The sequence below is a fragment of the Streptomyces sp. NPDC018833 genome, assembly GCF_044390825.1.
Classification (GTDB): domain Bacteria; phylum Actinomycetota; class Actinomycetes; order Streptomycetales; family Streptomycetaceae; genus Streptomyces.
The window spans coordinates 34,297-55,072 of the sequence record NZ_JBIRZM010000027.1 but is presented as its reverse complement, the minus strand read 5'-3'; the positions used below and the strand labels follow the sequence as shown (position 1 = coordinate 55,072).

Annotated in this window: 15 protein-coding genes, 1 rRNA gene and 2 pseudogenes; 14 read left to right on the top strand and 4 right to left on the bottom strand. The window is 72.5% G+C overall.

Annotated elements, in window-relative coordinates:
- The 3 genes from rrf to ACH5AF_RS34250 all read left to right on the top strand — a co-directional run.
- Positions 1 to 91 (top strand): 5S ribosomal RNA (gene rrf / locus ACH5AF_RS34260); the annotation flags it as partial.
- 218 nt (positions 92 to 309) lie between these two features.
- A complete protein-coding gene (locus ACH5AF_RS34255; protein ID WP_398907325.1) occupies positions 310 to 1,701 on the top strand; it encodes a hypothetical protein in 1,392 nt (463 codons plus the stop codon).
- Positions 1,623 to 2,432: a hypothetical protein gene (locus ACH5AF_RS34250; RefSeq protein ID WP_398907324.1), complete on the top strand. Its 810-nt coding sequence runs from the start codon at positions 1,623 to 1,625 to the stop codon at positions 2,430 to 2,432. Before ACH5AF_RS34255 ends, ACH5AF_RS34250 begins: the two co-directional genes overlap by 79 nt.
- A gap of 81 nt (positions 2,433 to 2,513) precedes the next feature.
- Here ACH5AF_RS34250 and ACH5AF_RS34245 read toward each other — a convergent pair whose 3' ends face one another.
- Positions 2,514 to 3,797 (bottom strand): DUF1015 family protein, encoded by a 1,284-nt coding sequence (locus tag ACH5AF_RS34245; protein ID WP_398907322.1) that lies wholly within the window; start codon positions 3,795 to 3,797, stop codon positions 2,514 to 2,516.
- A 71-nt stretch (positions 3,798 to 3,868) separates the two neighbouring features.
- On the opposite strand from ACH5AF_RS34245, the gene ACH5AF_RS34240 reads away from it, so the two are divergent.
- From ACH5AF_RS34240 to ACH5AF_RS34230, 3 genes and pseudogenes are all read left to right on the top strand, one after another.
- Entirely contained in the window at positions 3,869 to 4,897 is a 1,029-nt protein-coding gene (locus ACH5AF_RS34240; RefSeq protein ID WP_398907320.1) for an HAD-IIA family hydrolase, read from the top strand.
- Positions 4,898 to 5,055: 158 nt separating this feature from the next.
- Positions 5,056 to 5,295: pseudogene (locus tag ACH5AF_RS34235) on the top strand (iron chelate uptake ABC transporter family permease subunit); the annotation flags it as partial.
- Positions 5,292 to 5,660, top strand: a pseudogene (locus tag ACH5AF_RS34230) (iron chelate uptake ABC transporter family permease subunit); the annotation flags it as partial. The pseudogenes ACH5AF_RS34235 and ACH5AF_RS34230, both read left to right, overlap by 4 nt.
- 281 nt (positions 5,661 to 5,941) lie before the next feature.
- On the opposite strand, the gene ACH5AF_RS34225 reads toward ACH5AF_RS34230, so the two are convergent.
- On the bottom strand, positions 5,942 to 6,289 hold the full coding sequence (locus ACH5AF_RS34225; protein WP_398907318.1) for an SCP2 sterol-binding domain-containing protein: 348 nt from the start codon (positions 6,287 to 6,289) through the stop codon (positions 5,942 to 5,944).
- A gap of 42 nt (positions 6,290 to 6,331) precedes the next feature.
- On the opposite strand from ACH5AF_RS34225, the gene ACH5AF_RS34220 reads away from it, so the two are divergent.
- The 5 genes from ACH5AF_RS34220 to ACH5AF_RS34200 all read left to right on the top strand — a co-directional run bounded on the left by ACH5AF_RS34220 (position 6,332) and on the right by ACH5AF_RS34200 (position 11,462).
- Complete coding sequence (locus tag ACH5AF_RS34220) at positions 6,332 to 6,619, top strand: hypothetical protein (RefSeq protein WP_398907316.1); 288 nt, start codon at positions 6,332 to 6,334, stop codon at positions 6,617 to 6,619.
- Between the two features lie 7 nt (positions 6,620 to 6,626).
- A complete protein-coding gene (locus tag ACH5AF_RS34215; RefSeq protein ID WP_398907314.1) occupies positions 6,627 to 7,442 on the top strand; it encodes a TlyA family RNA methyltransferase in 816 nt (271 codons plus the stop codon).
- Positions 7,439 to 8,371, top strand: coding sequence for an NAD kinase (locus ACH5AF_RS34210; RefSeq protein WP_398907312.1), 933 nt, complete (start codon positions 7,439 to 7,441; stop codon positions 8,369 to 8,371). The genes ACH5AF_RS34215 and ACH5AF_RS34210 overlap by 4 nt, the downstream gene beginning before the upstream one ends.
- A gap of 77 nt (positions 8,372 to 8,448) precedes the next feature.
- Positions 8,449 to 10,185 carry a DNA repair protein RecN gene (recN, locus tag ACH5AF_RS34205; RefSeq protein ID WP_398907311.1) on the top strand — a complete coding sequence of 579 codons (1,737 nt, stop codon included), beginning with the start codon at positions 8,449 to 8,451 and terminating at the stop codon, positions 10,183 to 10,185.
- Between the two features lie 200 nt (positions 10,186 to 10,385).
- Complete coding sequence (locus ACH5AF_RS34200; protein ID WP_398907309.1) at positions 10,386 to 11,462, top strand: glycosyltransferase family 4 protein; 1,077 nt, start codon at positions 10,386 to 10,388, stop codon at positions 11,460 to 11,462.
- A gap of 623 nt (positions 11,463 to 12,085) precedes the next feature.
- Here the strand turns inward: ACH5AF_RS34200 and ACH5AF_RS34195 are convergent.
- Together ACH5AF_RS34195 and ACH5AF_RS34190 are read right to left on the bottom strand one after the other, a co-directional pair.
- The gene (locus ACH5AF_RS34195; protein ID WP_398907308.1) at positions 12,086 to 13,711 is read right to left on the bottom strand and encodes a PucR family transcriptional regulator; all 1,626 of its coding nucleotides are present in this window, start codon (positions 13,709 to 13,711) and stop codon (positions 12,086 to 12,088) included.
- A gap of 44 nt (positions 13,712 to 13,755) precedes the next feature.
- Entirely contained in the window at positions 13,756 to 15,558 is a 1,803-nt protein-coding gene (locus ACH5AF_RS34190; protein WP_398907332.1) for a glycoside hydrolase family 15 protein, read from the bottom strand.
- A 481-nt stretch (positions 15,559 to 16,039) separates the two neighbouring features.
- Between ACH5AF_RS34190 and ACH5AF_RS34185 the strand changes: the two genes are divergently transcribed.
- The 3 genes from ACH5AF_RS34185 to ACH5AF_RS34175 all read left to right on the top strand — a co-directional run bounded on the left by ACH5AF_RS34185 (position 16,040) and on the right by ACH5AF_RS34175 (position 20,714).
- Positions 16,040 to 17,701 carry a CTP synthase gene (locus tag ACH5AF_RS34185; RefSeq protein ID WP_215186843.1) on the top strand — a complete coding sequence of 554 codons (1,662 nt, stop codon included), beginning with the start codon at positions 16,040 to 16,042 and terminating at the stop codon, positions 17,699 to 17,701.
- Between the two features lie 86 nt (positions 17,702 to 17,787).
- Positions 17,788 to 18,414 carry an NUDIX domain-containing protein gene (locus ACH5AF_RS34180; protein ID WP_398907306.1) on the top strand — a complete coding sequence of 209 codons (627 nt, stop codon included), beginning with the start codon at positions 17,788 to 17,790 and terminating at the stop codon, positions 18,412 to 18,414.
- 260 nt (positions 18,415 to 18,674) lie between these two features.
- Entirely contained in the window at positions 18,675 to 20,714 is a 2,040-nt protein-coding gene (locus ACH5AF_RS34175; protein WP_398907304.1) for an AAA family ATPase, read from the top strand.
- Positions 20,715 to 20,776 lie beyond the last annotated feature (62 nt).

The following is a 20,776-nucleotide window of genomic DNA, read 5'->3' as shown; positions in this document are numbered from 1 at the left end:
GCCCGGTTACATTCCGAACCCGGAAGCTAAGCCTTTCAGCGCCGATGGTACTGCAGGGGGGACCCTGTGGGAGAGTAGGACGCCGCCGAACAATCTTCGAAGGACCCTTGGACCAGCGTTCACGCTGGGCCAAGGGTCCTTTTTGTTTTGCTGATATGCCGAAGCGCGGTCGATGGCCGACTGCGCGAGAATGACTGTGGTACCCGAAGACAGGAGTCACACCGATGTCCACCAACTCTCCCGACGACCGTCCGGAGCGCGAGCCGCGTCGCAGGGACGGTGGTGACAGGGGAGGATTCCGCGGCGGTCGTGACGACCGGGACCGTGGGCCTCGTCGTGACAACGACCGTGGTGAGGGCGGCGGATACCGCGGCTCCCGCGACGACCGCGGCGGTCGCCCCGCCGGCGGTGGCGGCGGCTTCCGCCGCGACGACCGCGACCGTGACCGCGACAGGGGACCGCGTCGCGACGACGAACGCGGTGGATACCGCGGCCCGCGTGACGACCGTGGTGGCCGTCCCGCCGGTGGTGGGTTCCGTCGTGACGATCGGCCGCGTGACGACCGCCAGGGTGGCGGCTTCCGCCGTGACGACCCTCGCGACGACCGTCGTGATGACCGTCGCGATGATCGCCGTGACAGTGGTGATCGCGGTGGGTTCCGTCGGGATGACCGGGCGCGTGACGACCGTGGTGGCCGTCCCGCCGGTGGTGGGTTCCGTCGTGACGATCGGCCGCGTGACGACCGCCAGGGTGGCGGCTTCCGCCGCGACGACCGCCGCGACGACCGTCCGGGTGGGAGCTTCCGGCGTGACGACGACCGCGGTGGGTATCGCGGATCCCGCGACGACCGTGGTGGACGGCCCGGCGGTGGCGGCGGCTACGGCCGTCGTGACGACCGCCAGGGCGGCGGCTTCCGCCGTGACGACGAGCGGGGCGGCGGCTTCCGTCGCGATGACCGTCGTGATGACCGTCGCGACGACAGGCGTGACGACCGCAGGGACGATCGCCGTGACAGTGGTGACCGTGGTGGGTTCCGTCGTGATGACCGGGCGCGTGACGACCGTGGTGGCCGTCCCGCCGGTGGTGGGTTCCGTCGTGACGATCGGGCGCGTGACGACCGTGGTGGCCGTCCCGCCGGTGGTGGGTTCCGTCGTGACGATCGGCCGCGCGACGACCGCCAGGGTGGCGGCTTCCGCCGCGACGACCGACCGGCTGGTGGTTTCCGTCGTGACGACCGTCGCGATGACCGCAGGGACGACCGTCGTGACAGTGGTGACCGTGGTGGGTTCCGTCGTGACGATCGGCCGCGTGACGACCGTGGCGGCCGCCCCGCCGGCGGTGGCTACGGGCGCCGTGACGACCGTCCCGGTGGCGGCTTCCGCCGTGACGACCGGCGGGACAGCGGCGACCGGGGCGGCTTCCGCGGTCCCCGTCGTGACGACCGCCGTGACGACCGTCGTGACGACCGCCGTGACGACCGTCGTGACGACCGCGGGGGCTACCGAGGCCGCGACGACCGGGGAGGATACGGCCGGCGCGACGACCGGGACCGTCCCGACCGTGAGCCCATCAAGCGCCTGCCGATCCCCGATGACGTCACGGGTGACGAGATCGACAAGGACGTGCGTCAGGAGCTGCAGAGCCTTCCGAAGGGTCTCGCCGAGGACGTCGCCAGGAACCTCGTCATGGTCGCGAACCTGATCGACGAGGACCCCGAGCAGGCCTACGCCTACTCCCGCGTGGCGCTGCGCCTCGCCTCCCGTGTGGCCGCCGTGCGCGAGGCCGCCGGCTTCGCGGCGTACACGACGCAGAAGTACTCCGAGGCGCTGGCCGAGTTCCGGGCGGCGCGGCGGATGACCGGCAGCGTGGAGTTGTGGCCCGTCATGGCCGACTGCGAGCGCGGACTCGGCCGTCCCGAGCGGGCGCTGGCGATGGCAGGTGAGCCCGAGGTGCAGAAGCTGGACAAGGCCGGCCAGGTCGAGATGCGGCTCGTCGCCGCCGGGGCGCGCAGGGACATGGGGCAGCTGGAGGCCGCCATCGTGACCCTGCAGAGTCCCGAGCTGGCCTCGAACTCCGTACAGCCCTGGACCGCGCGGCTGCGGTACGCGTACGCCGACGCACTTCTCGCCGCCGGACGCGAGGGCGAGGCGCGTGAGTGGTTCGCCAAGGCGCTGGAGGCCGACAAGGACGGCGCGACCGACGCCTCCGACCGGCTGGCCGAAATCGACGGGGTCGAGTTCGTCGACGCGATCGTCGACCTCGACGAGGCCCATGAGGACGAGGCCCATGAGGACGAGGCCGAGGCGGACGAGCACCTCGACGAGCACAAGGGCGGTTCCCAGGCCTCCGGCCAGGCCGCGGAGCCGGGTGACACTGGCGCCGCGGGGGACGCCGCCGCGCGGGACGAGGAGCAGGACAGGTCCGCCGAGTAGGCGGTAGCAGCAGTAGCAGTGGATGCGTGAGGGCGGTACCCCGGCCGGGGTACCGCCCTCACGTGAAGGTGCAGGTGCATCTCAGTCCAGATTGAGGCTCCGCAGCACCAGGCCGGTCGCCGGCTTCGGGCCGAACGAGGTCGACTTGCGCGGCATCGTGACGCCTTCGCGCGCCAGGTCGCGGACGACCTCCTCGCGTACCGGGTGCATCAACACCGCGGTGCCGCCGTCCCGTTCGGCCTGGGTGACCGCTGCCAGGCTGTCGTGGATGTAGGTGATGCGCTCCGGGGTGTCGGGGATCCGCCAGAGGCGGTCCAGCATCGTGGCGTGGAGCACCGTCGCGTCCAGCGTGCGCCAGGCCACCGGACGTCCGCCGGGCACGGTGTCGGCGAGCAGCTCGGGGTCCGGGCGGTCCACGAGATGGAAGCGGCCGTCGCCGGCGAGCAGGAATGCGTTTCCCTCCGCGGCCGCCTCGGCGAGAGCGTCGAGGGCCTGTTGCACCGGGACGTCCAGGCTGCGGACACGGAACGAGCCGCCGATCGCGGCCAGGGCGTCGACTACCGGCAGCCGCCGCAGCAGCCGGTGGATCGCCCGCACCTGTAGCGGATAGCGGGCCGTGTCCACGAGCAGGACCAGGCCGTAGTCCCAGGGGCCCGGTGACGTCGTGTGCTCCGCGCGCAGCCGCAGATAGGTCGCCCAGCGGTGGTGGCCGTCCGCGATCAGTGCCTGATGGTTCTTCAGGTCCCGCTGGATATCGTCCAGTTCGGCTGGGTCCGTGACCGACCACAGTCGGTGGCTGAAGCCGTCCTCGGTGATGGTGGCGAGCACCGGCGGGCACGGGATGGTGCGTTCGATGACGGCGCTCGTCCCGGACAGCTCGCCGCCGCTGCGGTAGGCGAGGAGCAGCGGTTCGAGGTTGGCCGCGGTGCTGCGCATCAGGGCGGTGCGGTCGGCGACGACCTCCGGCATCACGTCCTCGTGCGGGAGGACGACGCCGTCGGAGGGTTCGGACAGGGCCAGCGCCCCGATGACGCCGCGCTGCAGCAGATCGCCCTTGCGCTGCTCGTACACGTACAGGGCGGGCTCGGGGTCCGCGGCCAGGACGCCTTCGGCGAGCCAGCGCGACAGGGTCTCGGCGGCCTGGCGGTGGCGGTCCTCGGGCAGGGCGGCCTGGGGCAGGATCAGACGCACGATGTTGTGCGGATCCGCCGATTCCAGGTGGTGCAGACCGTCGGGCCTGACGACCACGTCGTAAGGCGGTGAGGTCACGGCGGCGAGGCTGCCCACCCGCTCGGGGACGTAGCGCAGTCCGCGGAACGGGATCAGGTGCAGACCGTCATGGGCCGCAGGACCTTCGTTGTTCATCTGGGCATCGTATGTGTCGGTGGCCATGAGCGATGATCGGGGGAGTGGACCCGAGCAAGGAGCGGAAACGGATGAGTCAGCAGGGCACGAACCGGCCGGGTGGCAGCGCGATCGCGCTGAGCGAGGCGTACGACACGGCCCTGCTCGACCTGGACGGGGTGGTGTACGCGGGCGGGGAGGCGATCGCGTACGCCGTCGAGTCGCTGGCCACGGCCCGCGCCGGCGGAATGCATCTCGCGTATGTGACGAACAACGCGCTGCGGACCCCGGACGCCGTGGCCGCGCATCTGACCGAGCTCGGCATCCCCACCGCCGCCGACGATGTGATCACCTCCGCGCAGGCGGTGGCGCGGCTGATCTCCGAGCAGGTTCCGGCCGGTTCGCGGGTGCTGGTCGTCGGCGGTGAAGGGCTGCGGGTGGCGCTGCGCGAGCGCGGGCTCGAACCGGTGGAGTCGGCGGACGACGGGCCGGTGGCCGTGGTGCAGGGGTACGGGGGGCCGGATCTGGCGTGGGGCCGCTTCGCCGAGGCCTGCTACGCCATCGCTCGGGGCGTGCCGTGGTTCGCGTCCAACACCGACCTGACGATTCCCGGTGCCCGCGGAATCGCGCCCGGGAACGGTGCGGCGGTCGAGGTCGTGCGGATCGCGACCGGTGCCGAGCCCCGGATCGCGGGCAAGCCGCTGCCGCCGATGCACCGGGAGACGATCCTGCGGACCGGAGCCGAGCGGCCGCTGGTGGTCGGGGACCGTCTGGACACGGACATCGAGGGCGCGTTCAACGGGGGCGTGGACTCGCTCCTCGTCCTGACCGGGGTGACGGATGCCGCCCAGTTGCTGGCGGCCGTGCCGTCGCACCGGCCGACGTACATCGACGCCGATCTGCGCGGCATGCTGACGTCGCAGCCCGAAGTGACCGAGGCGGACGGGGAGTTGCGCTGCGGCGGCTGGAGCGCGGCGGTCCGCGGCGACGAGCTGGTGCTGGACGGGGAGGGGACGCCGCTGGACGGGCTGCGGGCGTTGTGCGGTGCCGCGTGGACGTACGCCGGGGACGGCTCGTGCACGCTCGACGCGGGGAAGGTGCTGGCCCGGCTGGAGTGGTAGCCCCGAGCCGGTGCCGAGCGCATGCCGTGCCGGTTCCGGCCGGCGGAGTCGGCCCACCCCCGTGGGACGCCTTGAGCCGACCCGGGGCCGCGATGTGAGGGTAGGCTAACCTAACCTTGTGTTGGTCGAGAGTTGTCCGAGTCACAGCGCGGAGCCGAGGGCCCGTCGTCTTCGTCGGGCTGATGATTCCGCACGTCGTACGGGCCGTCACGGGCCCCGACATGCGCTGGATCCTGCCGTACGCCGCGGTACTCGCGCCCGTGCTGCTGCTCGGCGCGGACGTCGTCGGCCGGGTCGTCACGCGGCCCTCCGAACTGCAGGTCGGGATCGTCACCGCGCTGATCGGCGGCCCCGTCTTCATCCAGCTCGTACGCCGCAAGAGGATGACCCAGCTGTGAACACGCCGGTGAAAGCGATACCCACACCCGGAGGGTTCTCCGTCCGGGTCGATCCGCGGGCAGCGGTCGTCGTCGTGGTGCTCGCCGCGGCCGCCGCGACCGCGGCCGTCGTGCTCATCGGCAGCGGTGACTTCCCGATGTCGTTCGGCGACGTCGTCGACACGCTCCGCGGAAGGGGCACCGCCGCACAGGAGTTCATCGTCCAGGAGCTGCGGCTGCCGCGCGTGCTCGTCGCCGTCCTCGTCGGGGCGTCGCTCGCGCTCAGCGGCGCGATCTTCCAGTCCCTGTCCCACAACCCGCTCGGCAGCCCCGATGTGATCGGGTTCGGACAGGGGGCGACCGTCGGCGCACTCGCCGTCATCGTGCGGCGGAGCTGTTGGCGGAGGTCTTCCAGGTGAGGAGTCAGGTCACCGAGGACCCGGAGTCGGGGACACGCTGGTCGTGCCGTTCGCGCGCAGGCGCGCGGCGACGGTGTCCTGACGCCGTACCTCAGGCGCTTTGGGTGCCGTGGTGTTCTGGCCGCTGAATTGCCGGGCGCTGTCGGCCGTAGGTGCCGCGGTGCTGGCCGGTGAATTGCCTGGCGCTGCCGACCGCGGACTGCGCCCGGGGAACCCGGCGCATGGAGCGGGCCGCAGCACCCGCGGCGTCACAGCAGTGAGCGCAGGCGCAGCAGATCGCGGAAGCCCGCCTCCAGTCTGACCCGGCCCGACGCCCACGCCTTCGCGAAATGCAGGTCCCCGTCGACCATCGCCACCAGATCGTCGCCCGTCATCGCCAGGCGGATGTCCGCCTTCTCCCGAGGCGGGCCCGCCAGGGTCTGCGTCACCACGATCCGGCCGTCCTGGAGACGGCCGGCGAACGTGGTGTCCAGGTCCGTGACGTGGCAGCTGAGGGATCGGTCCAGCGCAGCCGCACCGCGTACGTCGCCGTCCGCGTTCGCCAGGTTGTCCGAGAGTTTTTCGAGTGCGCCGAGGCACTCCTGCGTCGTGGCCATCGTGATCGACGGTACCGCAGGGCTTCGCGGTAGCGTCTGGGCATGAGCGACTCGATGCCGGGCAACGACCAGCCCGTACAGCAGACGGAGTCGGAGCAGGCGCCCGACCCCGCGGCGCCCGCGCCGCTCGGCGTGCAGCGCACACCCACCGGCCACGCCGAGGTGGACGCCCTGCTGGAGAGACTGGCCGATGCCGACCACCTCGCCGCCGACGGACACCTGGAGGTGTACGAGGATGTACACCGGGGCCTGCGGGACGCGCTGACCGCGCTCGACACCCGGCCGGGACCGCAGCCCCCGCACCATCTGTCGCACGACCACAGGAGCTGAACCCACCGTGGCAGGAGTCGCCCGCCGCCGTCTCGACGCCGAGCTGGTACGCCGCAAGCTCGCGCGTTCGCGCGAGCACGCCGCCCAGCTGATCGCCGCCGGGCGGGTCAGCGTCGGCGGCAACACCGCGACCAAGTCCGCCACCCAGGTCGAGACGAGTGCGGCGATCGTCGTCGCCTCGGACGAAAGCGACCCGGACTACGTGTCCCGTGGCGGGCACAAGCTGGCGGGCGCGCTGGCCGCCTTCGTACCCCTCGGTCTGAAGGTCGAAGGGCGCCGGGCGCTGGACGCGGGCGCGTCGACCGGCGGCTTCACCGACGTGCTGCTGCGCGCGGGCGCCGCGCACGTCGTCGCCGTGGACGTCGGCTACGGGCAGCTCGCCTGGTCCCTGCAGAGCGATGAACGCGTGACCGTCAAGGACCGTACCAACGTGCGAGAAATGACGTTGGAGACGATCGACGGAGTGCCGGTGGACCTGGTGGTGGGCGATCTGTCCTTCATTCCGCTCGGGCTCGTGCTGCCGGCCATGGTGCGCTGCACCGCGCCCGACGCGGACCTGGTCCTGATGGTCAAGCCGCAGTTCGAGGTGGGCAAGGAGCGCCTCGGCAGCGGCGGAGTGGTGCGCAGCCCCGAGCTGCGCGCCGAAGCGGTGAAGGCCGTGGCCGAGCGGGCGGGCGGGCTCGGCCTCGGAGTACAGGGGGTCACCGCGAGCCCGCTTCCGGGCCCCTCCGGGAACGTCGAATACTTTCTGTGGCTCCGGGCCGGGGCGCCCGAACTCGATCCGGCGGACGTCGACCGTGCAGTGGCGGAGGGACCTCGTTGACCACGACAGAAGTGACCACGACAGCGGCCAGAACCCGCGTACGCACCGTTTTCCTGCTTGCCCACACCGGCCGGCCGGCGGCGATCCGCAGCGCCGAGCTCGTCGTCCAGGGACTGCTGCGCAACGGCATCGACGTACGCGTACTGGAGGCCGAGGCGGCGGATCTGCCGCTGCCCGCATCCGTCGAGACCGTGCCCGACGCGACGCCCGAGGTGCTCGACGGCTGTGAGCTGCTGATCGTGCTCGGCGGCGACGGGACGCTGCTGCGCGGGGCCGAGTTCGCCCGCGCCTCGGGCGTGCCGATGCTCGGCGTCAACCTGGGACGGGTGGGCTTCCTCGCCGAGGCGGAACGCGACGACCTCGATAGAGTGGTCGACCGGGTCGTCACCCGCTCCTACGAGGTCGAGGAGCGCATGACCCTCGACGTCGTGGTGCACAGCAACGGCGACATCGTGCACCGGGACTGGGCACTGAACGAGGCCGCCGTCCAGAAGGTCTCGCCCGAGCGCATGCTCGAGGTCGTCCTGGAGATCGACGGGCGTCCCGTGACCGGCTTCGGCTGCGACGGCATCGTCTGCGCGACCCCGACGGGCTCCACCGCGTATGCTTTCTCGGCCGGCGGACCGGTGGTGTGGCCCGAGGTCGAGGCGCTGCTGATGGTGCCGATCAGCGCCCACGCCCTGTTCGCGAAGCCGCTGGTGACCTCGCCGACGTCGACCCTCGCCGTCGAGGTCCAGCCGCACACCCCGCACGGAGTGCTGTGGTGCGACGGCCGCCGGACCGTGGAACTGCCCTCGGGCGCTCGCGTCGTGGTCCGCCGCGGAGCCGTTCCGGTACGCCTGGCCCGGCTGCACCACGCGTCCTTCACGGACCGGCTGGTGGCCAAGTTCGCCCTGCCGGTGTCCGGTTGGCGGGGTGCGCCGCACTGAGCGCGCTCCGCGCTGCCCGGGAGAGTGAATGGGTGGCCGGGGCCCGTCGCGCGGCGGCCCCCGGACCTCGTAAGGTCATGTCCGTGTTGGAGGAGATGCGGATACGGTCGCTCGGGGTCATCGACGACGCGGTCGTCGAGCTGTCGCCCGGGTTCACCGCGGTGACCGGCGAGACAGGCGCGGGCAAGACGATGGTCGTCACCAGCCTCGGGCTGCTGCTCGGCGGGCGTGCCGACCCGGCCCTGGTGCGGATCGGCGCGAAATCGGCGGTGGTGGAGGGGCGGATCAGAGTGTCCGCCGCCGCGCCCGCCGCGCTGCGCGCGGAGGAGGCCGGGGCCGAGCTCGACGAGGGCACGCTGCTGATCAGCCGGACCGTTTCCGCGGAGGGGCGCTCGCGTGCCCATCTGGGCGGGCGTTCCGTGCCGGTCGGCATGCTGTCCGAGCTCGCCGACGAACTCGTCGCGGTCCACGGTCAGACCGATCAGCAGGGCCTGCTGCGCCCCGCCCGCCAGCGGGAGGCGCTCGACCGCTACGCGGGCGACGCCGTCACCGGCCCGCACGCGAAGTACGCGGCCGCCTACCGTCGGCTGCGCGCCGTCGCGGCGGAGCTGGACGAGCTGACGACGCGCGCCCGCGAACGCGCCCAGGAAGCGGATCTGCTGCGTTTCGGCCTCGACGAGATCGCGGCCGTCGAGCCGCGGCCCGGCGAGGACGCCGAGCTCGCGGCCGAGGCGGAGCGGCTCGGGCACGCCGAGGCCCTCGCCTCCGCCGCGTCCGTCGCGCACGCCGCCCTCGCGGGCAACCCCGAGGACCCCGAAGCCGTGGACGCGACCACCCTGGTCGCCGGTGCGGGGCGGGCCCTGGACGCCGTACGGGCCCACGACCCGGCCCTGGCCGCGCTCGCGGACCGGATGGGGGAGATCTCCATCCTGCTCGGCGACGTGGCGGGCGAACTCGCCGGATATGCGGACAACCTCGACGCCGACCCGCTGCGGCTGGCGGCCGTCGAGGAGCGCCGGGCCGCGCTGACGCAGCTGACGCGCAAGTACGGCGCGGACATCGCGGCCGTGCTGGCGTGGGCGGAACAGGGCGCGACCCGGCTCACCGATCTCGACGGCGACGACGACAGGATCGGTGAGCTGATCACGGAGCGTGATGCGCTGCGCGGTGAACTATCCGAGTTCGCCCAGGCATTGACGGACGCCCGCACCGAGGCCGCCGCGCGCTTCGCCGAGGCCGTCACCGAGGAGCTCGCCTCGCTCGCGATGCCGCACGCGCGGGTCTCGTTCGCGGTCCGGCAGACGGACGACCCGGACGGTGTGGAGGTCGGCGGCCGTCCGGTGGCGTACGGGCCGCACGGCGCGGACGAGGTCGAGCTGCTGCTGGCCCCGCACCCGGGCGCACCCCCGCGCCCCATCGCCAAGGGCGCGTCCGGCGGTGAGCTCTCGCGGGTGATGCTCGCCGTCGAGGTCGTCTTCGCGGGCACCGACCCGGTGCCGACGTACCTCTTCGACGAGGTCGACGCGGGCGTCGGTGGCAAGGCGGCGGTGGAGATCGGGCGGCGGCTGGCGAAGCTGGCCAAGTCGGCCCAGGTGGTCGTGGTCACACACCTGCCGCAGGTGGCCGCTTTCGCGGACCGGCAGCTGCTCGTCGAGAAGACGGACGACGGGTCGGTGACCCGGTCCGGCGTCACGGTCCTGGAGGGCGAGGACCGGGTGCGCGAGCTGTCCCGGATGCTGGCCGGCCAGGAGGACTCGGAGACGGCGAGGGCGCACGCGGAGGAACTACTGGCGACGGCCCGCGCGGACGTCTGACCTGGAGTGCCCGGGCGGGGCGGGGCGGGGCGCGGCTTGCCGGGCCGGTCGGCGCCGTGCGTGCGCACACCCGGGAAGTGGGCGCCGCAGGCCGGTTGATTCACCTATGTGGGTGATCCGGCCGCCGAGGACTCCGTTCCGATACAGGCACGACATGCGGACGGTCCCGGAACGTCCGTACGGACTGGCATCCTTGGCGGGTGACACAGCTGCGTACGGTCCAGGTGCTGGGCGGCGGCAGTGCGGGCAGCAGCGCGCACGTCAGGTCGCTGGCCGCGGGGCTGGTGGCGCGGGGCGTGCGGGTGACGGTGTGCGCCCCTGCCGAACTCGACCGGGAATACGACTACTTGGCCTGCGGTGCGCACTTCGTGCCCGTGCCGCGCCGGAGCGACCCCCTGTCCGTGGGGATGCTCCGCGCGGCGTGCGCCGGCGCGGACGTGGTGCATGCGCACGGGTTGCACGCCGCCGTGCGCGCCTCGCTCGCGCTGAGCGGACAGGACGTGCCGCTCGTCGTCACCTGGCACACACGCGTGCACGGCGAGGGCGCGCGGGGTCATGTGCTGCGGCTCGTCGAACGAAGGGCCGTACGGACGGCGGCAGTTGTGTTCGCCACCTGCTCGGACCTCGTGGACCGGGCCCGTGAGCGCGGTGCCCGCGACGCCCGGCTCGCGCCGCTCGCGACCCCGCGCGGCTGCGCGCCGTTCGGCCTGCCGGGCAAGAAGCGCGCCGATCTGGGCGTGGTCGAGCGGCCGTTGCTCATCGCCGTCGGCAGCCTTGACGAGCACCGCGGTTACGGGGTGCTTCTCGACGCCGCGCTCCAGTGGCGTGCCCTGGACCCGGCGCCGCTGCTCATGATCGCGGGCGAGGGGCCTCAGCGGGCCGCGCTCCAGCGGCGTATCGACGACGAGGACCTGCCCGTACGGCTCCTCGGCCACCGCGACGACGCGGCCGAACTCCTCGCCGCCGCGGACCTCGCGGTTCTGCCCAGCCGCTGGGAGGCGCGCTCGGTACTGGCGCAGGAAGCACTGCGGATGGGTGTCCCGCTGGTCGCGACGGCCGTCGGCGGCATGCCGGAGCTGGTGGGCGAAGCGGCGGTCCTCGTTCCGTACGGAGATGCGGGAGCGCTGGCGTCGGCGGTGACGGCACTCCTGGCGGACCCGTCGCGCCGGGAGGACCTGGCGCGCGCGGGCCGGGCGCAGGCGGACACCTGGCCATCGGAGGACGACACGATCGCGCAGGCACTGAGCGTGTACGACGAGGTGGCGGGCGGGGGTTGACCGCTGTGCCGTCCCCACCCCGCGCCTTCCCGAACCGGGGCTCCGCCCCGGGCCCCGCACGGCCGGAGGTGGGGTACCTCCCACGCCGTCAGACGTAGGGGGAGAGCGTCCGCGAACGCCGGACGGGTTGTAAATTGCCGCCGCGCGGCAACCCGGCCCCCCAGCATCGTCCCGCTTGTGCGGCGTCGGTACGTGGCTTGGCAAGCGTGTGCCTGGCCGGGTTGGGGGTGCGCGGGATTGGGCCGTGTCGAGGAAACTCAGGCCGGCCGGTTGGGGCGCCGGGGATCGGGCTGGGCCCTGGAAAGTCACCCCGGCCGGCGTTTGAGGCGCGGGGGGTCGGGCTGGGCCCTGGAAACTCAGCGCCGCCGGCGTTTGAGGCGCGGGGGAGTGGGGCGGCGCCCCGGATTCCAGCGTGGCCGGGTTGGCGGTGCGCGGGATTGGGCCGTGTCGAGGAATCTCAGCCCGGCCGGTTGGGGCGCCGGGGATCGGGCTGGGCCCTGGAAACTCAGCCCCGCCGGCGTTTGAGGCGCGGGGTTCGGGGCGGCGCCCCGACGGGTGTGGGGTGCGGTGGGTTCGGGGCGGCGCCCTGACGAAGAGGCCCACAGGCGGCAGCGCCCCGGCCCTCAGGGCACGTGCCGCCGTGCTCGTAGCGCGAGGCTCAGGGAGAGCACCGTTTCCGGGTCGTCCAGATCCGTGCCCAGCAGTTCGCCGATCCGCGCCAGCCTGTTGTACAGCGTCTGCCGGTTGAGATGCAGTTCCCGGGCCGTCTCCGCCTTGCGGCCCGCGTGGGCGAGATACGACTCCAGCGTCGGGAGCAGCGGCGGGCGCAACGAGGCGTCGTGCGCCCGCAAGGGGCCGATCGCGCGGTCCACGAACGCCGCCAGGTCGGGGTGCTCGCGCAGGCGCCACAGCAGCAGGTCGATGTCCAGGCGGCGGGCGTCGTACCAGGGGCGGTCGCTCAGACCGCGCGCCGCCGTCGCCGTCTCGGCCGCGTGCCGCAGCCCCGCGCCCGCCGTGGCCCAGCCGCCCGCCACGCCCACCACGACGACCGGCGGATGCGCACCCGCCCGCTCGAGACCCGCCCGTTCGACTCCTGTGCGCAGCGCGTCGGCGACGCGGCCCGCGACCGCCGTCCGCTCGTCTTCCGTCCGGAGGCCGACGAGAAGCGGGACGCGGCCCTCCACGGGGCGTACGCCGAGGAGGACCGGCACACCAAGTGATGCGAGAGCGTCGGACACGGCCCGGGCGAGCACGGCCCAGTTGCCCGTCGGCGTCAGCTCGGCGGCGAGCCGCATCACCACCGGCAGCAGCGGTCCCGAGCCCGGCTTGAAACCGAGCACCCGGGCCTGCGCCGGGGCGTCGTCGGGGGCGATGCGGCCCTCGGCGAGATCGGTCAGGAAGTCGCCGCGGCCACGGGCCGCGAGCTCCTCCTCCTGGCGGGCCTGCATGAGGACGACGGCGAGCGATGCCGCCGCGCGCTCCGCGGCGATGCGGTGCACGGGCAGCAGCGGGGACGACACCGCCAGCAGGACCAGCCGGGCACGCACCGCGCCCGTGCCCCGGACGCCGCCGGGCACGTCCACCAGGACGGCGTTGGTCGGCGGCCCGTCGTGGCGCCCGCCACGCAGCCCTTCCCACATCTGGAGCGGGTCGGCGACGGCCGCCTCGTCACCGGGTCGGTCAGCCGCGTACAGCAGCTGCCCGTCGGGCGTCTCCAGGAAGACCGGGTCGCCCGTGAAGGAAGCGAGGATGCCGAGCACCTGGGGGACTCCGCCGCCGCCCAGCAGCGCCTCGGTGCACCGCCGGTGCACTTCTTCGGCCTGGCGCAGCAGGGCGTAGTGGCCGTTGACGATCTCGGTGTGGATCTCCTCCGTGACCGTCACGAACGGCACCTCGCGGTGCAGCTGCACCAGAGGCATTCCGCATGCGCGGGCGGTCTCCACGATCGCGGCGGGCAGCCGCGTGAACCTCGACCCCAGTTCGACGACCAGCGCCGCGATCCCGCGCTCCGCGAGCCGGTGCACGAAGGCCCGTTGCTCGGCCGGTCTGGTGCCCAGCCCCAGGCCGGTCGTCAGCAGCAGTTCGCCGCCCTTGAGGAGGGAGGCGATGTTGGGGACCTCACCGGCGTGCACCCAGCGGACCGTGCGGTCGAGCCGGTCCGCCCCGGCCAGCACCTCCGGCAGCCCGCTGCGCAGCCCGGGCAGTTCCAGCGCCCGCCGCACGGTGATGCCGCCGCCCTGCGTTTCCATGGCCTCGGACGCTACAGGGGCCGCACATCCACGGACAACACGGATCAGCCTCCGTACGCGCCCGATGCAGTCAGCCGCAGTGCGGTGTCGATCAGCGGAACGTGGCTGAACGCCTGCGGGAAGTTGCCCACCTGCCGCTGTAGCCGCGGGTCCCACTCCTCCGCGAGCAGCCCGAGGTCGTTGCGCAGGGCGAGCAGCTTCTCGAACAGCTTGCGCGCCTCGTCGACCCGGCCGATCATCGCCAGGTCGTCGGCCATCCAGAACGAGCACGCCAGGAACGCGCCCTCGTCACCGGGCAGGCCGTCGACGCCCTTGTGCGCGCCCTCCGTCGGGTAGCGCAGGATGAAGCCGTCCGAGGTCGACAGCTCGCGCTGGATCGCCTCGATCGTGCCGATGACGCGCTTGTCGTCCGGCGGCAGGAAGCCCATCTGCGGGATCAGCAGCAACGAGGCGTCCAGCTCCTGTGAGCCGTAGGACTGGGTGAAGGTGTTGCGTTCCTTGTCGTAGCCCTTCTCGCAGACGTCCCGGTGGATCTCCTCGCGCAGTTCGCGCCAGCGGTCCAGCGGACCGTCGGCGTCGCCGGACTCGATGAGCTTGATCGTGCGGTCGACGGCGACCCAGGCCATCACCTTGGAGTGCACGAAGTGCCGGCGCGGGCCGCGGACCTCCCAGATGCCCTCGTCGGGCTGGTCCCAGTGCTTCTCCAGGTACTGGATCAGCTTCAGCTGGAGCAGCGAGGCGTAGTCGTTGCGTGCCAGGCCCGTCATGTGCGCGAGGTGCAGGGCCTCGGTGACCTCGCCGTAGACGTCGAGCTGAAGTTGGTGCGCGGCACCGTTGCCGACCCGGACCGGGCTGGAGCCCTCGTAGCCCGGCAGCCAGTCCAATTCGGCCTCGCCCAGCTCCCGTTCACCGGCGATCCCGTACATGATCTGAAGGTTCTCCGGGTCGCCCGCGACCGCGCGCAGCAGCCACTCGCGCCAGGCGCGGGCCTCCTCGCGGTATCCGGTGCGCAGCAGCGACGACAGGGTGATGGCCGCGTCGCGCAGCCAGGTGTAGCGGTAGTCCCAGTTCCGCACGCCGCCGATGTCCTCGGGAAGTGAGGTCGTCGGCGCGGCGACGATGCCGCCGGTCGGTGCGTACGTCAGGGCCTTCAGCGTGATCAGCGAGCGGACGACGGCCTCGCGGTACGGCCCGTGGTACGTGCAGTGATCAACCCATTCCCGCCAGAAGTCGGTGGTCGCCTCCAGCGAGCCCTCCGGGTCCGGGAGTGCGGGCTGCTCCTTGTGCGAGGGCTGCCAGCTGATCGTGAACGCGATCCGGTCACCTGGCGCGACCGTGAAGTCCGAGTAGGTGGTCAGGTCCTTGCCGTACGTGTCGACCTCGGTGTCCAGCCACACCGAGTCGGGACCGGCGACGGCGACCGTACGGTTGTCGATCTTGTGCACCCACGGCACCACACGCCCGTAGCTGAACCGCATGCGCAGCGCGGAGCGCATCGGCACCCGGCCGCTGACACCCTCCACGATCCGGATCAGCTGGGGCGCCCCGTCACGGGGCGGCATGAAATCGGTCACTCGGACCGTGCCGCGCGGCGTGTCGAACTCCGATTCGAGGATCAGCGAGTCGCCGCGGTACCGGCGCCGGTCGGCACTCGGCGGTGCGTCGTTCACGCTGTACGCCGGTCCCAGCCGCCAGAAACCGTGCTCCTCGTTGCCGAGGAGCCCGGCGAAGCTGGCATGCGAGTCGAAGCGGGGCAGGCACAGCCAGTCGACCGTGCCGTCCCGGCAGACCAGTGCTGCGGTCTGCATGTCTCCGATGAGTGCGTAATCCTCGATGCGCCCGGCCACGTGCATCTCCAGTCGAACGGCCACGTCCGCCCCGCGGGGCGCTTACTGCGGTCAAGGGTCGTTGACGAGCCGCGGTACCCCAAACACCACAGTGGCACCGTCGCGACCCGCATGGTGTGGGGGGCGCCGGATTTTTCCGGGTGACGGGGCTCGGTGGTACGGGTCGACCGGCCCGGCTCGGCAGCGAGTGTCCGAGCAGGATACGACGCACGCAAGTGATGCGCGCAGGTGTCCGGACAACGCGACTGCGCCGAACGAGCGAGCGGCAGGTGAGGTGTGGTGAACGGCCCCTGCCGGGACCGGGCGCGTCGCCGCGTGCGGCCGGAAGCGGCCGTGCCCCGGCGCTGATACCCTGGTACCCCGTGGACCGGTGGCCGTCCCGGATACGAGAAGGCCCCGAAACCGCAGCGACGGCACCCCCGAATCCGGGTGGGACGCCGGTACGCACCCACCACGCGACCACGGGAGCCCCCTCTTGGCGATGCCGCCCAAAACCATGACGACCAAGCACATCTTCGTCACCGGGGGTGTCGCCTCCTCCCTCGGCAAGGGCCTCACGGCCTCCAGCTTGGGCGCGCTGCTCAAGGCGCGGGGCCTGCGGGTCACCATGCAGAAGCTCGACCCGTACCTGAACGTCGACCCGGGCACCATGAACCCGTTCCAGCACGGTGAGGTGTTCGTCACCAACGACGGCGCCGAGACCGATCTGGACATCGGCCACTACGAGCGCTTCCTCGACGTCGACCTCGACGGCTCGGCCAACGTCACCACCGGCCAGGTCTACTCGCAGGTCATCGCCAAGGAGCGGCGCGGCGAGTACCTCGGCGACACCGTCCAGGTCATCCCGCACATCACCAACGAGATCAAGTCCCGCATCCGCCGCATGGCCACCGACGACGTCGACGTGGTGATCACCGAGGTCGGCGGCACCGTCGGAGACATCGAGTCGCTGCCGTTCCTGGAGACCGTCCGCCAGGTCCGCCACGAGGTCGGCCGGGACAACGTCTTCGTCGTGCACATCTCGCTCCTGCCCTACATCGGCCCGTCCGGTGAGCTGAAGACCAAGCCGACGCAGCACTCGGTCGCCGCGCTGCGCAACATCGGCATCCAGCCCGACGCGATCGTGCTGCGCGCCGACCGCGACGTGCCGACCGCGATCAAGCGCAAGATCTCGCTGATGTGCGACGTCGACGAGGCCGCGGTCGTCGCCGCCATCGACGCCAAGTCGATCTACGACATCCCGAAGGTGCTGCACACCGAGGGCCTGGACGCGTATGTGGTGCGCAAGCTCGACCTGCCGTTCCGCGACGTCGACTGGACGACGTGGGACGACCTGCTGGACCGCGTCCACAACCCCGACCACGAGGTCACCGTCGCGCTGGTCGGCAAGTACATCGACCTGCCCGACGCATACCTGTCCGTGACCGAGGCGATGCGCGCCGGCGGCTTCGCGAACAAGGCGCGCGTCAAGGTCAAGTGGGTCACTTCCGACGACTGCAAGACGCAGGCGGGCGCGCAGAAGCAGCTCGGCGACGTGGACGCGATCGTGATCCCCGGCGGCTTCGGGGAGCGCGGCGTGGACGGCAAGGTCGGCGCCATCCGCTGGGCGCGGGAGAACAAGGTCCCGCTGCTCGGCCTGTGCCTGGGCCTGCAGTGCATCGTGATCGAGGCCGCCCGCAACCTGGCCGAGATCCCGGACGCCAACTCGACCGAGTTCGACGCCGCGACCGCACATCCGGTGATCTCCACCATGGAGGAGCAGCTGGCGTACGTGGAGGGCGCGGGCGACCTGGGCGGCACCATGCGGCTCGGCCTGTACCCGGCGAAGCTCGCGGAGGGCTCGATCGTGCGCGAGGTCTACGCGGACCAGCCGTACGTCGAGGAGCGCCACCGCCACCGCTACGAGGTGAACAACGCCTACCGTGCGGAGCTGGAGAAGAAGGCGGGCATCCTCTTCTCGGGCACCTCTCCCGACAACAAGCTCGTCGAGTACGTCGAGTACCCGCGCGAGGTGCACCCCTACCTGGTCGCCACCCAGGCGCACCCGGAGCTGCGCTCGCGCCCGACCCGTCCGCACCCGTTGTTCGCCGGTCTGGTGAAGGCGGCCGTGGAGCGGCAGCAGGCGGGCGAACAGGGCAGGTAACCCGCAGGCGATACCGTTGACCGGGGTACGGGCCACGACGGCTGCGTGCCCCGGTTTCCGTTTGCGCGTGGTGGAAGGACGCTTCGATGACCATCAAGGACACGCCCGAGGAATGGCGGGTCACCGCGACCGGGACACCGTTCCGCGGCAACAAGACGAGTGTCCGCACCGACGACGTGGTCATGCCCGACGGGTCGGTCGTCAAGCGTGACTACCAGGTGCACCCGGGGTCGGTCGCCGTCCTCGCCCTCGACGACGAGGACCGGGTGCTGGTGCTGCGCCAGTACCGCCACCCCGTACGCCACAAGCTGTGGGAGATCCCGGCCGGGCTGCTGGACGTCCCCGGCGAGAACCCACTGCACGCGGCACAGCGGGAGCTGTACGAGGAGGCGCACGTCAAGGCCGAGGACTGGCGGGTGCTGACCGACATCTACACCACCCCCGGCGGCTGCGACGAGGCCGTACGGATCTTCCTCGCGCGTGACCTGTCGGAGGCGGACGGCGAGCGCTTCGAGGTCGCCGAGGAAGAGGCCGACATGGAGCTGGCCCGGGTGCCCCTTCAGGACCTGGTCCGCGGGGTTCTCGCCGGGGAGCTGCACAACACCTGCCTGGTCGTCGGCGTCCTGTCGACGGTGGCGGCACGCGCGGGCGAGGGTTTCGACGCACTGCGCGGGCCGGAGGCACCGTGGCCCGCCCGTCCGTTCGAGGCGTGACGCAGATACGGCGCCGGGCCCGGCCGGCAGGCACGAGAGCGAGTCCGCGGACCCGCGCACGTGCGAGCGGCGCGGTGCGCGTGCCGGCTGACGTTCACTCATCATCGGCTGTATGACGATCCGTTGATCCGATCGAGCGATCGCGGTGTCGCGCCGGGCCGCTCCGGGCCGATCGTCGCAGAGCGTGAACTACGCTCGAACCGCCCGTGCGGAGACCCCGGCGGGCTCGGCTCGTGCGCGGACGGACTGGAGCGTGGCCCGTGACGGATCAGGCGCTGGACTTGGGCGGCCCCGACCGGTCGGATGCCGTCCGCCCCGGCTCCGGTGACCGCTTCCACGGCCGGCAGCGCGAACTCAAGTCACTGCACGCCGATATCGAACGCGCCGGACTCGACACCCTCTCCGGCCGCAAGGCCGCCCGCGCCCGCGTCCTCCTCATCGCCGGACGGCCCGGTTCCGGGCGCACTGCCCTCGCCGAAGAACTGGCCGGGCAGCTTGCGGACCGCTACCCGGACGGCATCCTGCGGGTCCGGCTGGCCGAGCCCGGCGGGCGTCCGGTACCGCTCGACGAAGCCGTCCGGCGTCTCCTCGGCGACCTCGGCATCGCCTCACCCCCCGGCGCCGGTGACGACGAACTGACCGAGATGGTCCGCGGGGCCCTCGCCGTACGCCGGGTGCTGCTCCTCATCGACGATGCTCACGACGCCGAGCACGTCGACCTGCTGCTGCCCGACAACCCCGACTGCCTGGTGGTCGCCGTTTCCGACGGCCCGCTCACCGGCATCACCGGCGTGCGCCCCTGCACCCTCGGCGGCATGGACGCCAAGTCCGCGATCGAGCTGCTCACCGCCTTCACCGGCGAGGTACGCATCACCGTCGACCCGCAGGCCGCCGAGACCGTCGCGGAGGAGTGCGGCGGCCAGCCCGCCGCGCTGACCCTCGTCGGCGGCTGGCTCGCGGCCAGACCCGGATCCTCGGTCGCCGATGCCGCCAAGCGACTGCGCGCCCTGCCGGACGACGGTGACCAGCCGCGCGGTGTACGGCCGCTGGCCCGGGCGTTCCGGCTGGTGTACGAATCCCTGTCGCAGCCCGTCGCCCGGATACTGCGACTGCTCGCCCTGGCCCCGGCAGGCCTCGCCGACGCCCACACCGCGTCGGCCCTCGCCGGCTGCTCGGTGTCCGCCGCCCGGACCACGCTGGAGGGCTTCGCCCGGCTCGGACTGCTGCGCCCCGCCGGGGACGGGTTCGAGGTGCCCGGCTGCCTCGCGCCCCTGCTGCGCGCGCTGGTGGAGACGAGCGAGCGGCCGGCCGAGGTGCAGCTCGCCAGGGCCAGGATGCTGGAGCGGACCGTGCGCCGCCTGCAGGCGTGCCGCGCGATCACCGAGCCCGAGGGGTCCCCGGCCCGCAAGAAACTCGCGGGCCTTCCCCGCGCGCTGCGTTTCCCCTCCGTGGCCGCCGCGGACGAGTGGCTGCGGTCGAACCGGCCCGTGCTGCTGGCCTCCGCGCGGCTCGCGGTCGACGACGGCGACCTGGATACCCTCGCGCGCCGGCTGGTCGCGGCGCTGGTCAGAGCCCTCGCCGCCCACCAGGGCACGGAGGCGGCAGCGCCTGATCTGTACGGGCTCCACCAGCTGGTGCTGGATGTCGCCGAGCGCCGAGGCCTGCACCGGGAACGGGCGGCGGCGCTGCTGAACCTCGGCGACCTGGACGCCAGGAGCGGCCGCACGCACGACGCCCTCGCCCGCTACCGGGCCGCACTGGACGCCGGCCGGACGGCGAACGACGCCTATGCGACCGGTCGCGCGATGGAATCCGTCGGCGGCGCCCACCAGGAGCTGGGGGACTGGCAGCGGGCCGCCGACTGGTACGGGCGCGCGCTCGCGCAGCGCCAGGCGCGCGACGAGCGGGCCGACGAGGCCCGGCTGTACGGCCGCCTCGGGACGGCGCACACCTACGCGGGCCGCTACGGCGAGGCGCTGCGCAGCTGGCGCGCGGCGGCCGCCGGATATCGCAGGCTCGGCGACGTTTCAGGCCAGGCGCGGGCGCTCAGCGAGGTGGCCCGTGTGCAGGAGTACGCAGGGCGGCCGGAGGAGTCGCTGCACACCTGCCGCGAGGCCGTGGACTGGGCGCGGCGGGCCGGGGACGTACGCCTGCAGGCCGCGTTGGAGCTCAGGCTGGCCGACACCCTCGACCGCCTCGGCGATCCGGCGGCGGCCCGGCTGCACCGGCTCGCCGCGGAAAGACTGCTCGGAACGGAGGCCTCCACCTACGAAATCCGTAGTCCCTCCGAAGGGGATTGATGCTTTGTAAGGCTAGACAGCGAGAAATCCTTCATTAGACTGGCTCCACCACGTCATCTCGT

Excerpts from the sequence above, each read along its gene's own strand:
- ACH5AF_RS34245 (WP_398907322.1), bottom strand. The coding sequence starts at position 3,797 with ATGAACAACGAAGGTCCTGCGGCCCATGACGGTCTGCACCTGATCCCG.
- ACH5AF_RS34240 (WP_398907320.1), top strand. The coding sequence starts at position 3,869 with ATGAGTCAGCAGGGCACGAACCGGCCGGGTGGCAGCGCGATCGCGCTG.
- ACH5AF_RS34225 (WP_398907318.1), bottom strand. The coding sequence starts at position 6,289 with ATGGCCACGACGCAGGAGTGCCTCGGCGCACTCGAAAAACTCTCGGAC.
- ACH5AF_RS34220 (WP_398907316.1), top strand. The coding sequence starts at position 6,332 with ATGAGCGACTCGATGCCGGGCAACGACCAGCCCGTACAGCAGACGGAG.
- recN (WP_398907311.1), top strand. The coding sequence starts at position 8,449 with ATGTCCGTGTTGGAGGAGATGCGGATACGGTCGCTCGGGGTCATCGAC.
- ACH5AF_RS34195 (WP_398907308.1), bottom strand. The coding sequence starts at position 13,711 with ATGGAAACGCAGGGCGGCGGCATCACCGTGCGGCGGGCGCTGGAACTG.
- ACH5AF_RS34185 (WP_215186843.1), top strand. The coding sequence starts at position 16,040 with ATGCCGCCCAAAACCATGACGACCAAGCACATCTTCGTCACCGGGGGT.
- ACH5AF_RS34180 (WP_398907306.1), top strand. The coding sequence starts at position 17,788 with ATGACCATCAAGGACACGCCCGAGGAATGGCGGGTCACCGCGACCGGG.